A 15,610-nucleotide genomic window follows, 5' to 3' on the forward strand; every position below is an offset into this window, starting at 1 on the left:
TGTTCATGACTAGAGAAGAGAAGCATGCAAGCATTGAATTGGAGAAGATGGTGCGCGGCCCTGCTGGCGACCAGTGCCCTGGCGGGTTGCGGCGGCAGCGACGATGACGACGACACCGAAGCGCCGCCGACCCAGCCGCCTGTGACCCAGCCGGACCCGACGCCCGCCGACAAGGTGCTGTTCATCGGCGTCGACGGCCTGACCTATGACGCGATGCGCCGCGGCGTGGCCGACAAGGCCTTGCCGAACCTCGCGCAGCTCAACGCCACGCGCGCCTGGACCGGCGGCGTGACGGACGCGCCCACGCAGCAGCCCACGTTGCTGGCGCCGGGCTGGGCGACGCTGCTGACCGGGCAATGGGCCGACCAGCACGGCGTGCGCTACAGCGTGCAGGGCGAAACGCTGCAATCGCCGACCCTGTTCCAGCGCATCAAGCAGGCGCGCCCCGGAGCGCGCACCGCCGCCGCCTTCAATTCGACCGTGGTGGCCGGCCTTATCGCCGGCCAGCGCGACGCGGGCTATCTGCAGTCGCTGACCGACTGCGCCGGCGCGGACGATTGCGTCGCCGCCCAGGCGCGCGACCGCATCACCGAAGGCTATGACGTGGTGGTGGCGCAGTTCGGCGCGCCGGAACGGATTGCCTCGGAGAACGGCTTCGGCTCGGCCTATGACAGCGCGATCCGGCAGGCCGACGCCGCCATCGGCGCGCTGACCAAGCAGATCGCCGACCGCAAGGCGGAGCACCCCGGCGAGAAGTGGCTGGTGATCGTGGCTTCCAGCCACGGCCTGGGCAAGACCGGCGCCAGCGATGGCCGTCCCATGTCGTCGAACAAGACCATCCTGTTGGCCGCCAACCAGCCTGCGCTGCTGGGCGGCAGCGCCGACGACGCGTCGTTCGACGGCCTGTGGGACAACAACTGGTACGCGCTGCCCAGCGCGGCCGATGTGGCGCCGACGGTGCTGGACCACCTGAAGGTCCTGCCTGCCGCCGCCAAGTACGACATGGCGGGCACCTCGCTTGCCGGCAAGCTGGCACTGCGCCACACCGCGGCCCGCACCTCGACCGACAACAAGAGCGTGACGCTGAGCTGGGTGCGCGTGGGCGAGCCGGCCGGCGACATCGTGGTCAGCCGCGACGGCGTGGAGATCGCACGCGTGGCCGGCACGGTCGCCGAGTATGTGGATAAGGGCTTCAAGTTCGACACCGAGGGCGTGCACACCTTGAACTACAGCGTGGCGGTCGGCAACGCGGTCAGCGCCGCGCGCACCACCGTGGCCTACACCAAACCGCTGCCGCTGCTGGCTTCGCTGCGCACTGGCCTGACGATGCTGTTCCCGTTCGAAGGCAATATGACCGACATCGCCGCGGGCGGCGGAGCCATCACGCCGTTCGACGGCACGCAGGCGCCGGCCTACGCCGACACGGGCGTGTTCGGCAAGATGTTCAAGAACGACCGCAGCGCGGCGGCCCTGGGCGGCTTCAAGCTGGATTATCCGGCAGGCATGCTGGACGCGGCCCAGGCCTTCACCATCGGCTTCTGGTACCAGTCCGACGGCACCGCCAACGACCGGTCCATCCTGGGCAACAAGGACTACAACTCCGGCGGCAACCCTGGCATCACCATCGCGCAGTGGGCAGGTCCGGTGCTGTATTTCAACCTGGCTGGCGGCGGCTCGCGTGTCGACATCAACAATGTCAAGTTCACCCCGAACAAGCCGGTCTACGTTGCGATGACCGTGAACAAGACGGCCAAGACCCTGACGGCCTCCGTCTACGACAGCGAACTGGGCTTCTCGCAGCGCACCATCGGCACGGGCTCGGTCGACCTGACCAAGATCGCCGGCGTCTACGGGCCGCACCTGGGCCTGAACGAAGACGGACGCGGCACCTATGGCGTGTGCTGCGCCGGCACCAAGGGTCCCTACACGATGTATTTCGACGACCTGGCGTACTGGTCGCGCGCGCTCACCGAAGCTGAAGTGAAGTCGCTCGCCCTGTCCGGCAAGTCCGTTTCCGAACTGTTTCCCTGATGTACCGAGGATAAAAAAATGAGCATGTCCATGATCTTGCGCGGTTTCCTGCGCCTGGGCGCGGTGCTGATGCTGAGCGCCACGCTGGCTGCCTGCGGCGGCGATGACGGCGACGACGACGGTGGCAAGGACCCCGGCACCGGCCAGCCCGAAACGCCGAAGCCCGAGCCCGTCAAACCCGAATTGCGTTGCGCGCCTTGAGCGGCGCTCCCTCCAGATCCATAGGAATAGAATCCGTGACGTTCGATAAAGACCAGGTCCACGCCGGCAAGCGCCGCTTCCTGCGCAACGCCGCCGCCTCGACCGCAGGCCTGACCGCGCTGTCGATGTTCCCGCCGGCGATCCGCCGCGCGCTGGCCATCCCCGCCAACAACCGCACCGGCACCATCAATGACGTCGAGCACGTGGTCATCCTGATGCAGGAAAACCGCTCCTTCGATATGTACTTCGGCACCTTCAAGGGCGTGCGCGGCTTCGGCGACCGCATCACCATTCCGCTGCCTGAAAAGCGTTCGGTCTGGGAGCAGAGCAACGGCACCCGCGTGGTGATGCCGTATCACCTGGACAGCAGCCAGGGCAACGCCCAGCGCGTGGCCGGCACGCCGCACGACTACGTGGACGCGCAAATGGCCTGGGACGGCGGCCGCATGGACCACTGGCCGCGCTACAAGCAGAACCAGTCCATGGGCTACTACAAGAAGAAAGAGGTGGAGTTCCAGTTCGCGCTGGCCGAAGCCTTCACGCTGTGCGACGCCTATCACTGTTCTACCCACGGCGGCACCAACACCAACCGCCTGTTCCACTGGACCGGCACCAACGATCCGCTGGCCCTGGGCAACGGCCCCTCGACCCGCAACCAGTGGGACAGCCTGGGCGCCTCGTCGACCGGCTGGACCTGGAAGACCTATCCCGAGCGCCTGCAGGAAGCCGGCGTCAGCTGGAAGGTCTACCAGAACCTGCCCGAAAACTTCGGCGACAACCCGCTGGCCGGCTTCAAGCAATACCGCCGCGCCAACGAGCTGGCCGGCAACAGCGCCAACGGCGCGCCGTATCCGGCCTGGACGCCGTCCATGGACGCCGCCAACCCGCTGTACAAGGGCACGGCCAACACCATGCCCGACGGCGGCTTCCTGAAGGCGCTGCGCGAGGACGCCGTCAATGGCACGCTGCCGCAGGTGTCGTGGATCGTGGCGCCCGCCACGTATTCCGAGCACCCCGGCCCGTCCAGCCCGATCCAGGGCGCCTGGTACATCCAGGAAACGCTGGACGCGCTGACGGCCAACCCCGAGGTCTGGAGCAAGACCGTGCTGCTCATCAACTTCGACGAGAACGACGGCTATTTCGACCACCTGCCGCCGCCCGCCGCGCCCTCGCTGAACCCGGACGGCTCGATGGCCGGCGCCTCCACCGTCAACACCGACCTGGAGCGCCATACCCATGCCTCCGCCCAGGACGCCGCCGACGACCGCGTCTACGGCCCGGGCCCGCGCGTCCCCATGTACGTGGTGTCGCCGTGGAGCCGCGGCGGCTGGGTCAACTCGCAGGCATTCGACCACACTTCGGTGCTGCGCTTCCTGGAAGCCCGCTTCGGCGTGGCCGAGGACAACATCAGCCCCTGGCGCCGCGCGGTGCTGGGCGACCTGACTTCGGCCTTCAACTTCGCCACGCCCAACAACGAAAAGCTGCCCGACCTGAACCTGCTGACCCGCGCGGGTTCGGACAGCGAGCGCAGCGCGCAGGAAGCGCTGAAGGCCGTGCCGCTGCCCGATCCCAGCACCCAGGCCAAGCCGGTGCAGGAGCAGGGCGTGCGCTATTCCCGCGCCTTGCCCTACGAACTGCACACCAGCGCCCGCGCCCAGCCGGACACGGGCGCCATGCGCCTGGTGTTTTCCAACACGGGCAAGCAGGCGGCGGTGTTCCACGTCTATGACCGCCTGCACCTGGACCGCCTGCCGCGCCGCTACACGGTGGAGCCGGACAAGCAGCTGGAAGGCAACTGGGACACGGCGGCCGACGGCGGCAAGTACGACCTGTGGGTGCTGGGCCCCAACGGCTACCACCGCCATTTCGCGGGCGACCTGGCCCAGGCCCGCACGTCGGCGCTGGCGCCGGAGATCCGCGTCTGCTACGAAATCGCCAAGGGCGACGTCTACGTCAGCTTCATCAATGGCGGCAAGAATCCCTGCACCTTCGAAGTCGCGCCCAACGCCTACTACGCCAACCACGAGCGCTGGAAGTTCACGGTGCCCGCGGGCGGCCAGGTCGAACAGCACTGGGCGCTGGAAGGCAGCCAGGGCTGGTACGACTTCACCGTGCGCCTGGCCGAAGATCCTGCCTATCTGCGCCGCTTTGCCGGCCGCGTGGAAACCGGCCGCCCGTCGGTGACGGACCCGGCGATGGGGCTGTAAGCCTCAGGCGGCGGTCTGCGGTTCGCGCGCCTGGAACGCCTGGGCGCAGGCCTCGCAGATCGCCGCCGTGATGCCCTGGCGCGCATGCTCGCGCCGCTCCAGCATGCCGATGGCGCGCGCCATCGGTCCCAGGTCCTGGGGCAGGGTCAGAATCCGCAGTTCCGGGCTGTGCTGCCAGTTGGAGCCGTTGATCAGCGGCAGCAGCGTCACGCCGACCTCCTGGCGCACCAGCTCGACCAGGGTCTCGATGGCGTTGAGTTCCAGGTATTCGTTCAGCGGCACCGCCAGGCGGCGCAGCAGCCGGTCTATTTGCAGGCCGGTGCGCTGGGTGCGGTCAAAGCGCAGGAAGGGGTTCTGCGCCAGTACCTGGCGCGCGTCTTCGCCCGGCGCCGAGCGCGGCGCGATGACGACCAGCTGCTCTTCATATAGCGCGGTCCAGCGGGTGCTGGCCATCTTGCGCCCGGCCTCCACAAGGAAGGCCGCGTCCAGCTCGCCGTCCTCGACCTTGCCCGCCAGCTCGCTGGCCTTGCCCGACAGGATGCGCACGTCCAGCTTGGGGTGCTGCTTCTTCATGCCCGACACGACCTTGGACAGGGTCCCCATGCACGACACGATGCTGCCCACGGCGACCGACCCGGCCAGCTCGCCGGGCACGGTGCGCGGCAGCCGCATGCGGTCGTAAAGATCCAGCAAGTGCTTGATTTCCGGCAGTAATTCCCGGCCGGCGGCATTCAGGATGGCGAGCCGTCCACTGCGGTCGAAGAGTTCGCGGCCCAGTTCCGTTTCCAGGGAGCGCATCTGGAAGCTGACCGCGGCCTGGGTCAGCGCCACCTGTTCGGCCGCTTCGGAGAAGGAACCGTGGTGCGCGACCGCCAGGAAAGTGCGCAGAAAACGGATGGTACTCACAAAAATCTCTTTTATGACGGAACAAAATTTCAAATTGATTTAATTAAACCACGGGAGTAACTTCGGCCGCTTACCCGTTATGAGACTAGCCACATGAAATCCTTCGACTGGGGCAACCCGTATCCTTCCGTCCGCATTCCGCTGTTCGCCCGCAACGTGGTGTCCACGTCGCATCCGCTGGCGGCGCAGGCAGGGTTGCGCATGCTGCTCAAGGGCGGCAATGCCGTGGACGCCGCCATCGCTGCGGCCGCCACCATCGTCCTGGTCGAACCCGTGTCCTGCGGCCTGGGCGGCGACTGTTTCGCCATCGTCTGGGACGGCAAGGAATTGCACGGCCTGAACTCCTCGGGCGTGGCCCCCGCGGCCTGGAGCACCGAATACTTCAAGCGCAAGCACGGCGTGGGCGCCGACGGCCTGGCGATCCAGCCCAAGCGCGGCTGGGACGCCGTGACGGTGCCGGGCGTGGTGGCCGGCTGGGCCGCGCTGCATGAAAAACTGGGCAAGCTGCCGTTCGAGCAATTGTTCGAACCCGCCATCGAGATCGCCGAGCGCGGCTACGCCGTGCCGCCGGTGGTGGCGCACAAGTGGGCCGCAGCCGCCGAAGAACTCAAATCGCAGCCGGGCTACGCCCAGGCCTTCCTGCCCGAGGGCCGCGCGCCCAAGGTCGGCGAACACTTCCGCTTCCCGGACGCCGCCAACACGCTGCGCCGCATCGCCGCTTCCAAGGGCCGCGACTTCTACGAAGGCGAACTGGCCGAGCGCATTGCCGCCTTCAGCCAGGAATGCGGCGGCGCCATGACCCTGGAAGACCTGCGCAACTACCGCCCGGAATGGGTCAAGCCCATTTCCAAGTCCTACCGCGGCTACGAGCTGCACGAGATCCCGCCGAACGGGCAGGGCATCGCCGCGCTGATCGCGCTGGGCATCGTCGAACGCTTCGACATGGCCGACATCCCCGTCGATTCGGTACAGTCGCAGCACATCCAGATCGAAGCCATGAAGCTGGCCTTCGCCGACCTGTACAAGTACGTGGCGGACCCGCGTTCCATGCAGGTGACGCCGGAACAGATGCTGTCCGACGCCTACCTGGACAGCCGCGCCAAGCTCATCCGCCTGGACCGCGCCACCCATTTCGAGGCGGGCCGTCCGCACGCCGGCGGCACCATCTACCTGACCGCTGCCGATGAAAACGGCATGATGATCTCGTTCATCCAGTCCAACTACATGGGCTTCGGCTCGGGCGTGGTGGTGCCGGGCACCGGCATCAGCATGCAGAACCGCGGCGTGGGCTTCTCGATGGATCCGAAGTCGGCCAACGTGGTCGAAGGCGGCAAGCGTCCGTTCCACACCATCATCCCGGGCTTTCTGACCCGCGGCGGCAAGCCGGTCATGAGCTTTGGCGTGATGGGCGGCGACATGCAACCGCAAGGCCACATGCAGACCGTGGTGCGCATGCTGGACTATCACCAGAATCCGCAGGCCGCCTGCTGCGCGCCGCGCTGGAAGGTCAACCGCGATTTCACGCTGGACATCGAGACCAATATGAAGGCTTCCACCATTGCGGGCCTGAAAGACCTCGGGCATGCTTTGAAGTCGGTCGACGATCCGTACATGGATTTCGGCGCGGGCCAGTTCATCTGGCGGATGTCCGAAAACGACAACGAGCTTGGCTACGTCGCCGCCAGCGACAGCCGGCGCGACGGTCAGGCGGTCGGCTTCTAATACGCAATAGCGCAGCCACAAGGGGAATCTAAATAATGAAACGCTTGACCTTGACCTTCGGCGCCAGCCTGCTGGCGCTGGCCGCGGGCGCGGCTTCCGCCCAGAACATCCGGATCGGCCTGCAGGAAGATCCGGACGTGCTGGACCCGCACCGGGCGCGCACGTACGTGGGCCGCATCGTCTTCACCTCGCTGTGCGACAAGCTGATCGACATCGATCCCAAGCTGCACTTCGTGCCGCAACTGGCCACCTCGTGGTCGTTCAGCCCCGACAACAAGGTGCTGACCTTCAAGCTGCGCGAGGACGCGCTGTTCCATGACGGCTCCAAGTTCGATGCCGCCGCGGCCAAGGCCAACCTGGAACGCGCCATGTCCCTGCCGGACAGCCTGCGCAAGGGCGAACTGGCCTCGGTCGAAAAGGTCGACGCGCCTGATGTCACGACGCTGGTGCTGACGCTGAAAAAGCCCGACGCCACCCTGCTGGCGCAGTTGTCCGACCGCGCCGGCATGATGCTGTCGCCCAAGACCTTCAGCGACGACGTGGCCGCCGTGGGCCGCAAGCCCGTGTGTTCCGGTCCCTACAAGTTCGTCGAACGCATCCAGAACGACCGCATCGTGCTGGAGAAATTCGACCAGTACTACGACGCCAAGGATTTCGCCTTCAAGCGCGTGACCTTCCTGCCGATCCCGGACACCACCGTGCGCCTGTCCAACCTGCGCGCGGGCGACCTGGACATGCTGGAGCGCCTGAATCCCTCCGACGTGCCGCAGGTCAAGAGCGACGCCAGCCTGACCTTCGCGCCGGTGGCCGGCCTGGGCTTCCAGCAGTTCATGTTCAACGTCGCCAACGGCAAGCGCGCCGAGGACAATCCGTTCAAGAACAAGCTGGTGCGCCAGGCGTTCCAGTACGCCATCGACCGCAACGCCATCAGCGAAGTGGCCGGCGGCGGCATCTTCGATCCGGCGCAGCAGCCGTTCCCGCCCGCCAGCCCCTACCACAGCGACAAGTTCCCGCCGACCAAGCGCGACGTCGCCAAGGCCAAGGCGCTGCTCAAGCAGGCGGGCTTTGACCGCGTGAAGGCCGAGGTCATGTTCGGCAACAACACCACCACGTCCTCGATCGCCGAGATTGTGCAGGCCATGGCGTCCGAGGCGGGCTTCGACCTGTCGCTGCGCCCGACCGAGTACGCCGCGCTGCAAAAGGAATCGGCCGGAGGCAACTTCCAGGTCGTGATGCTGGGCTGGTCGGGCCGGGTCGATCCGGACGGCAACATCCACGCCTTCGTCACCTGCAAGGGCGCGCTGAACGACGGCCACTACTGCAACCCGGAAGTGGACAAGCTGCTGAACGAGGCCCGCACCGTGCCCGACGAGGCCAAGCGCCGCGCTATCTACGACCAGGCCCAGACCATCATCCAGGACGAATTGCCCGGGGTGTATAACTACTACCAGCCCTGGCCCTTCGCCATGGCCAAGAAGGTCAAGGGCTTCACGCCTTATCCTGACGGCATGATCCGCCTGAAAGGCGTGACCTACGCGCAGAAGTGATCGCGGCGCGGCAGTCAAGCGCCGCGCCAGCCGGACGCGCCTTGCGCGTCCGGTTGTCGTTTGCGGCGGCAGGGCGCGGTTTATCCTGCGCGTCCCGTCCGCCGTTCCTGTCTTACGGTTTCTCATATGCTTAAACTCATCTTGCGCCGCGTGCTCGTCGCGATACCGACACTGATACTGGTGTCGATGATCGTCTTCATGCTGCAGAAAATCCTGCCCGGCGACCCGGTGCTGACACTGGCCGGCGAAGAACGCGATCCCGCCGTCCTGGACTACCTGCGGGACAAGTACCGCCTCAACGATCCGCTGCCCGTGCAGTACGCCGCCTGGGCCACGCAGGTCGTGCAAGGCGACCTGGGCAAGTCGCTGCGCACCGACGTACCCGTCACCACGCTGATCGGCCAGAAGCTGCCGGTCACGCTGCAATTGGCCGCCATGGCCATGTTCTTCGCGCTGCTGATAGGCATCCCCATGGGGATCGTCGCCGCGGTGCGCAAGGGCAAGCCCATCGAAATGGGCGCCAACATCGCCGCGCTGTCCGGCATGTCCATCCCCAATTTCTGGCTTGGCATCATTCTCATCATGGTGGTGTCGGTGCAATGGAAGCTGCTGCCGGCCTCGGGCTATGTGTCGCCGTCCGAGGACTTCTGGCTGTCGATCAAGACCATGCTGATGCCGTCCCTGGTGCTGTCCACGGCCATCGCCGCGTATCTGATGCGCCATACCCGTTCGGCCATGCTGGAAGCCTTGTCGGCCGATTATGTGCGTACCGCCCGCGCCAAGGGCGTATCTCCGCGCAGCGTGGTGCTGCGCCATGCCTTGCGCAATGCGCTGATGCCCATTGTCACGCTGGTGACGCTGCTGTTCGGGGAACTGTTGGCGGGCGCCGTGCTGACCGAGCAGGTCTTCACGATCCCGGGCTTCGGCAAGCTGGTGGTCGACGCGGTCTTCACGCGCGACTACGCGGTGGTGCAGGGCGTGGTGCTCTGCGTGGCGGTGGGTTTCATCATCATGAACCTGCTGGCCGACATCCTGTACATCCTGGTCAATCCCCGCCTGAGGCACTCATGAGCGCAATTCCTGCAACGGCCGCAGCCGTCACGCCGCCCCGCAGCCGCAACCGCGCCTGGGGCAAATTCAAGCGCAACCACATCGCCATGCTGGGCCTGGGGATCGTGCTGTTCTTTGTCGTGATCGCCATCCTGGCGCCGCTGATCGCCAGCCACGATCCCTTCCAGACCAGCTTCACCACGATCCGCAAGGCGCCTTCGGCGTCCTACTGGCTGGGCACGGATGAATTGGGCCGCGACATCTTCAGCCGCATGGTCTATGGCGCCCGCGCCTCGCTGATGGCGGGCCTGGTGTCGGTCCTGATCGCGCTGGCGGTGGGCGTGCCCTTCGGTCTTGCCGCCGGCTATTTCGGCGGCTGGACCGACAGCATCATTTCCCGCGCCACCGAGGCGCTGCTGGCCATTCCCTTCCTGATCCTGGCCATCGCGCTGGCCGCCTTTCTCGGCCCCAGCCTGACCAACGCCATGATCGCAATCGGCGTCTCGGCCGCGCCCAAGTTCATCCGCCTCACGCGCGGACAGGTGCTCGCAGTCAAGAACGAGGATTACGTGCAGAGCGCGCGCGCCCTGGGCGCGTCCGACCTGCGCATCATCGGCCGGCACGTGTTCCCCAACGTGATGCCGCCGCTGATCGTGCAGGCCACCATCACCATCGCCACGGCCATCATCGCCGAGGCCAGCCTGTCGTTCCTGGGCCTGGGCCTGCAGCCGCCGAACCCGTCCTGGGGCTCGATGCTGAACACCGCCAAGAACTTCATGACCCAGGCGCCCTGGATGTCCATCTTCCCCGGATCGGCCATTTTCCTGGTGGTGCTGGGCTTCAATCTGCTGGGCGACGGCCTGCGCGACGCGCTCGATCCGCGTCAGGAAAAGTAATCACCATGGCAACAACAATGGACCCCAAGCGCGTCGTCCAGGTCAACGACCTGACCGTGCGCTTCAAGACCCCCGAGCGCACCGTGGAAGCGGTGCGCAAAGTCTCCTTCCACGTCGACCGCGGCGAAACCCTGGCCATCGTGGGCGAATCCGGCTCCGGCAAGTCGGTGACCTCGCTGGCGCTGATGCGCCTGGTCGAGTATGGCGGCGGCCGGATCGTCAATGGCGGCATGTTGCTGCGCCGGCGCAGCGGCGAAGTGCTGGATCTGCTCAACGCGCCCGACAGCACGCTGCAGCGCGTGCGCGGCGCGGACGTGGCGATGATCTTCCAGGAACCCATGACGTCCCTGAACCCCAGTTTCACGGCCGGCAACCAGATTGCCGAAGCCCTGCAGCTGCACCAGGGACTGGACGCCGCCGCGGCCCGCGCCGAGACGCTGCGCATGCTGGAGCGGGTGCGCATCCCCGAAGCCCGCGCCATCCTGGACCGCTATCCGCACCAGTTGTCGGGCGGCATGCGCCAGCGCGTCATGATCGCCATGGCCCTGTCGTGCAAGCCCCAGTTGCTGATCGCCGACGAACCGACCACGGCCCTGGACGTGACCATCCAGGCCCAGATCCTGCAGCTGATCCGCCAGTTGCAGGAAGAAATGGACATGGGCGTGATCTTCATCACGCACGACATGGGCGTGGTGGCGGAAGTCGCCGACCGCGTGCTGGTCATGTACCGCGGCGACAAGGTCGAAGAGGGCAGCTCGGACGAGGTCTTCGCCCGCCCGCAGCACGCCTATACGCGCGCGCTGCTGTCGGCGGTGCCGCGGCTGGGCGCCATGCAGGGCACGGACGAACCCGCGCCGTTCCCGCTGCTGCGCGTGGATGACCCCACGGCGCGACCGCAAGCCGCCGCCGCGCCCGTCGCGGCCGCGTCCACCGTGCGCCGCGAGAACGGCCCGGTGCTGAAGGTGCGCGACCTGACCACCAGCTTCGACATCACCGGCGGCATCCTGGGACGGGTGCAGAAGCGCGTGCACGCCGTGGAGAAGGTCAGCTTCGACCTGTATCCGGGCGAGACGCTGTCGCTGGTGGGCGAGTCCGGCTGCGGCAAGACCACCACCGGCCGTTCGCTGCTGCAGCTGGTCAAGAGCAAGGCCGGCAGCATCGAATTCGACGGCAAGAACATCGGCGCGCTGCGCGGCAGTGCTATGCAGACCCTGCGTCAGCACATCCAGTTCATCTTCCAGGATCCGTTCGCCTCGCTGGATCCGCGCATGACGGTGGGCTATTCCATCATGGAACCGCTGCTGATCCACGGCGTGGCGCGCGGCAAGGCGGCCCAGGACCGGGTGCGCTGGCTGATGGACAAGTGCGGCCTGCTGCCGGAAATGATCGACCGCTATCCGCACGAGTTCTCGGGCGGCCAGCGCCAGCGCATCTGCATCGCGCGCGCGCTGGCGCTGAACCCCAAGGTGGTGATCGCCGACGAATCCGTGTCGGCGCTGGACGTGTCGATCCAGGCGCAGATCGTCAACTTGTTGCTGGACCTGCAACGCGAGCTGGGCGTGTCGTTCCTGTTCATCTCGCACGACATGGCGGTGGTCGAGCGCGTCAGCCACCGGGTGGCGGTGATGTACCTGGGCCAGATCGTCGAGATCGGCCCGCGCCGGGCCATCTTCGAGAACCCGCAGCATCCCTACACCAAGAAGTTGATGGCGGCGGTGCCCATCGCCGACCCGCAGCGCCGCCACCGCGAGCGCTCGCTGCTGGTCGACGAGATCCCCAGCCCGATGCGCAAGCTGGGCGACGATCCGCTGGTCGAGCCGCTGGTCGCCGTGGGCGAGGGCCATTTCGTGGCCCGCCATTCGATCGGGGTCTATTGAGGCAGGTGGCCGCCCGCAGGCAGCCGGTGGCCGCTTGCATCCCCCCGCTGCGCGCGGGGGCCGAAACTAGCGCTTTTCCAGCGCCAGCTTCAGCCCGAAGGCGATGAAGACCGCGCCCGTCATGCGGTCCAGGCCGCGCATCACGGCCGGCCGCGACAGCCAGCGCGCCAGCGGGCGCGTCGCTGCCACCAGCACGCCAAACCACAGTATCCCCAGCATCGCGTGGATGCCTGCCAGCAGCAGGCTGAAGCGCAGCACGTCCGCGCCCGCGGGAATGAACTGCGGCAGGAAGGTGATGTAGAAGATCCCGATCTTGGGATTGAGGGCATTGGTCAGGCAGCCGCGCATGAACCAGCCGCCAGCGCTGGCTGCCGCGGCGGGGGCGGGCGGCGCGGAATCGGGTGCGGCCTGCTTGCCTGGCCGGGCGCCCCACAGCAGTTTCACGCCCAGATAGAACAAATACAGCGCCGCGCAGATGCGCAGCGTGTCATAGGCCAGGGTCGATACCAGCAGCAGCGATCCCAGGCCGAATGCCGCCACCACGCCCCACGCCAGGCATCCGGCGGCGACACCCAGGCCGGCCATGAGCGCGCGGCGGCCCCCCTCGACGGCGGCGGTGCGCAGCACCAGGGCGGTATCCATGCCGGGCGTGACGGTCAGGATGGCGGCGGCCAGGGTAAAGGCGAGCAGGGCTGCGGTGGCGGTCATGGGCGGGATCCGGTGGCGGGCGCGGCGAAGCGGAGCCGCTCAGTGTAGCGCCGCCGGGCCGGCGCCTGCAGCCGTCTGTGGACGTGCCGCAGCGCCGCAGGCGTTATCATGGCGGCCTTCAGCAATTCGCTACATTCACCGGATTTACGCCATGGCCCTGCGCGCCACCATCTACAAGGCCGAGCTCAACGTCGCCGACACCGACCGCCACTACTACGGCAGCCACGCGCTGACGGTCGCCCGCCATCCCTCGGAAACCGACGAGCGCATGATGGTGCGGCTGGTCGCCTACGCCCTGCACGCTCAGGAAGAGCTGGCCTTCACCAAAGGCCTGAGCGACACCGACGAACCCGACCTGTGGGTCAAGGACCTGACCGGCGCGGTCAAGCTCTGGATCGAAGTCGGTCAGCCCGAAGAACGCCGCATCCTGCGCGCCTGTGGCCGCGCCGACGAAGTCATCGTCTATTGCTACGGTGGTTCCGCCAGCAAGATCTGGTGGGACGGCGTGAAGAACAAGCTGGAACGCACGCGCAACCTCAAGATCGTGAACCTGCCCTCGGAACAGACCCGTGCGCTGGCCCAGCTGGCCGAGCGCACCATGCGCCTGAATGCCAATATTTCGGACGGCGTGGTGTATTTCTCGGCCGACAAGGGCGAGGTCAGCGTCGAACCGGAAGCCTGGCGCTAGGCTCCCGGCTGCCTCAGTTGCAGGCGTCGGCGGCCTGATTCGCGGGATCGGCGCAGGCGCGCCAGCGGGCCTCGTCCATCGCAGGCAGCAGCAGCACCCGGCTCATCAAGTCCGAGTACCAGAAGATCCTGCCAGGCTTGTCGCGCATGGCCTGCCAGACGCGCGCCTGCGCGTCCGCCGCAAGCAGCGCGCGGCCTTGCGCATCGGTCACGCCCTGGGCCAGGATGGTCTGCGTGTCCGGATTCCAGGACTGCATGTCCGTGTCGTCCAGCGGCACGTCGTCGGCGATGCTGACGATGCGCCAGTCATTGCCTGGCACCTCGGTGGACAGCTGGTTCAACTCTTCCCGGTGCACCGGATAAGGGCGGGAGTCAGGGGAGGCGTGCGCGACATGGGCGTAGGATCTGGCGCCATCCCCGGGGGAATGGCGGCGCACATAACGTTGGTCCGGCTTGCCCTGGGCATCATAGGTCTGGACCTGGAACGCGCCGCCTTGCGCGGCGATATCGATGGCGCGCAGCAGGCGGCCCGCGGCGTCGCGCGCGTAGAACCGGCCGGCGGCCGGCTGTTGCTTGTCTTCGCAAGCCTCATTGGTGAAGGCGGTCAGCGCGCCCCGGGCATCGCGTTTCAGGCAGGCCTGGCCGCTTGCCTCGTAGGTGGCGGGCCGGCGGACCGCGGTCTGTTCGTACTCGACCACCCGCGTCAGGGCGCCGGCGCCGTCGTACTCCAGGGTGTAACCGCCCGACAGAAAGGGTGGGCCGTCGCCGCGCCGGGGAAGTTCATAGGATTCCGCGCGGCACAGCCGGCCATCGCCGTCGAAATACAGCCTGGCGGGCGCCCGAGAGACGTTGTCCAGCCGGTAAGCGGACCAGTCGACCTTGTCCATCCAGGTCCGGGGCAGTGGATCTCCGGTTTCGTCGACCCATACCGGTTGGTTGCGGGCGGCAATGCGTTCGCCCTGTCGGCCCAGCAGGACACGGTCGCCGCCCAGGCCGACCGAGACGGGCACCGCCTTCAGCGGCACGGGCGCGGTGAAATCGACGGCGGCCGGGCCGCAGGCCGCGAGGGCCGGGCCGGCGTGCGCGATGGCCGCCAGCAGCAGGACCAGTCGCCTAGGCATATTGCAGCGTATCCATGAACCTCACCAGCTCCCAGAATTCCTTGGACACGCCGCCCAGCCGCAGCTTGCCGTCATGTTCCTCGAACAGCAGGAAGGGGTAGGCGTCGCGCTCCAGGGTGCCGGGCGCGGGCAGGCGGTAGGGTTTGAAGTGCTCGGGGTCGTTGAAAAAGGATTCCAGACGGCCGCCGCCATCCACGTGCATGTAACGCACGCGCAATACTTGTTTCTGATACTTGGCCTGCGTATCCGGGTAGTCTCCGCCGTCGCCCGCCACCACGGCGTCGGCCAGGGCGGCCAGGAAGACACGTTGCAAGCCTGCGTAGTGGATCTCACCGCTGGTGGAGTCGCCCGGCGCCTGCGCCAGCGTCCTGACCAGCTGGGTGCCGCGGGAACCCGGCACGATGGTCTTCGCGAACAGGCTGTCGATGTCGGCCTTGGCCGGATCGGGCGATTGCCGCAGACGCTGGAGGTCGGCGCGGAAGTCTTCCAGCCATTGCCGGTAACGGGCGTTCTCCGCCTGGCGATCGAACGCCTGGGCGTGGGCCAGGCCGCCGTGAAGGGTGATCAGCAAGGCCAGCAGCAGTAGCCAGGCGCGTTGCAGCACGCGGGTAGGGTGTTCCATAGGCCGGTGATCATATCGTTCAAAATGATGCTATT

Annotated in this window: 13 protein-coding genes; 9 read left to right on the top strand and 4 right to left on the bottom strand. The window is 67.0% G+C overall.

The genetic code is table 11. The features are described from left to right. Positions 1–24 precede the first annotated feature (24 nt). Genes DXK93_RS04850 through DXK93_RS04860 form a run of 3 tightly spaced genes read left to right on the top strand, consistent with a single transcriptional unit; the run spans position 25 to position 4,439 of the window. Positions 25–2,031: an alkaline phosphatase family protein gene (locus DXK93_RS04850; RefSeq protein ID WP_119449502.1), complete on the top strand. Its 2,007-nt coding sequence runs from the start codon at positions 25–27 to the stop codon at positions 2,029–2,031. A gap of 18 nt (positions 2,032–2,049) precedes the next feature. After that, complete coding sequence (locus DXK93_RS04855; RefSeq protein WP_054456602.1) at positions 2,050–2,232, top strand: hypothetical protein; 183 nt, start codon at positions 2,050–2,052, stop codon at positions 2,230–2,232. A 35-nt stretch (positions 2,233–2,267) separates the two neighbouring features. After that, positions 2,268–4,439, top strand: coding sequence for a phosphocholine-specific phospholipase C (locus DXK93_RS04860; RefSeq protein ID WP_054456603.1), 2,172 nt, complete (start codon positions 2,268–2,270; stop codon positions 4,437–4,439). A gap of 3 nt (positions 4,440–4,442) precedes the next feature. Here the strand turns inward: DXK93_RS04860 and DXK93_RS04865 are convergent, their stop codons facing one another. Next, positions 4,443–5,345: a LysR family transcriptional regulator gene (locus DXK93_RS04865; protein WP_054456604.1), complete on the bottom strand. Its 903-nt coding sequence runs from the start codon at positions 5,343–5,345 to the stop codon at positions 4,443–4,445. A 93-nt stretch (positions 5,346–5,438) separates the two neighbouring features. Here DXK93_RS04865 and ggt point away from each other — a divergent pair, with 93 nt between their 5' ends. The 5 genes from ggt (at position 5,439) to DXK93_RS04890 (ending at position 12,437) form a co-directional block, all read left to right on the top strand. Further along, positions 5,439–7,067, top strand: a complete 1,629-nt coding sequence (gene ggt / locus DXK93_RS04870) for a gamma-glutamyltransferase (RefSeq protein ID WP_054456605.1) — start codon at positions 5,439–5,441, stop codon at positions 7,065–7,067. Positions 7,068–7,102: 35 nt separating this feature from the next. Beyond that, on the top strand, positions 7,103–8,614 hold the full coding sequence (locus DXK93_RS04875) for an ABC transporter substrate-binding protein (RefSeq protein ID WP_119449503.1): 1,512 nt from the start codon (positions 7,103–7,105) through the stop codon (positions 8,612–8,614). 126 nt (positions 8,615–8,740) lie between these two features. Beyond that, positions 8,741–9,685 (top strand): ABC transporter permease, encoded by a 945-nt coding sequence (locus tag DXK93_RS04880; protein WP_119449504.1) that lies wholly within the window; start codon positions 8,741–8,743, stop codon positions 9,683–9,685. Then, on the top strand, positions 9,682–10,560 hold the full coding sequence (locus tag DXK93_RS04885; protein WP_054456608.1) for an ABC transporter permease: 879 nt from the start codon (positions 9,682–9,684) through the stop codon (positions 10,558–10,560). Before DXK93_RS04880 ends, DXK93_RS04885 begins: the two co-directional genes overlap by 4 nt. 17 nt (positions 10,561–10,577) lie before the next feature. Next, positions 10,578–12,437, top strand: coding sequence for a dipeptide ABC transporter ATP-binding protein (locus DXK93_RS04890; protein ID WP_119449505.1), 1,860 nt, complete (start codon positions 10,578–10,580; stop codon positions 12,435–12,437). A 66-nt stretch (positions 12,438–12,503) separates the two neighbouring features. On the opposite strand, the gene DXK93_RS04895 is transcribed toward DXK93_RS04890, so the two are convergent. Next, positions 12,504–13,145: a LysE family translocator gene (locus tag DXK93_RS04895; RefSeq protein WP_119449506.1), complete on the bottom strand. Its 642-nt coding sequence runs from the start codon at positions 13,143–13,145 to the stop codon at positions 12,504–12,506. A gap of 151 nt (positions 13,146–13,296) precedes the next feature. Between DXK93_RS04895 and DXK93_RS04900 the strand changes: the two genes are divergently transcribed. Beyond that, entirely contained in the window at positions 13,297–13,833 is a 537-nt protein-coding gene (locus DXK93_RS04900; protein WP_119449507.1) for a YaeQ family protein, read from the top strand. A 13-nt stretch (positions 13,834–13,846) separates the two neighbouring features. Here DXK93_RS04900 and DXK93_RS04905 read toward each other — a convergent pair whose 3' ends face one another. Further along, positions 13,847–14,953 (bottom strand): hypothetical protein, encoded by a 1,107-nt coding sequence (locus DXK93_RS04905; protein ID WP_119449508.1) that lies wholly within the window; start codon positions 14,951–14,953, stop codon positions 13,847–13,849. Further along, positions 14,946–15,575 (bottom strand): hypothetical protein, encoded by a 630-nt coding sequence (locus DXK93_RS04910; protein ID WP_119449509.1) that lies wholly within the window; start codon positions 15,573–15,575, stop codon positions 14,946–14,948. The genes DXK93_RS04905 and DXK93_RS04910 overlap by 8 nt, the downstream gene beginning before the upstream one ends. Positions 15,576–15,610 lie beyond the last annotated feature (35 nt).

Source organism: Achromobacter sp. K91, from assembly GCF_003576205.1.
GTDB lineage: Bacteria > Pseudomonadota > Gammaproteobacteria > Burkholderiales > Burkholderiaceae_B > Achromobacter > Achromobacter aegrifaciens.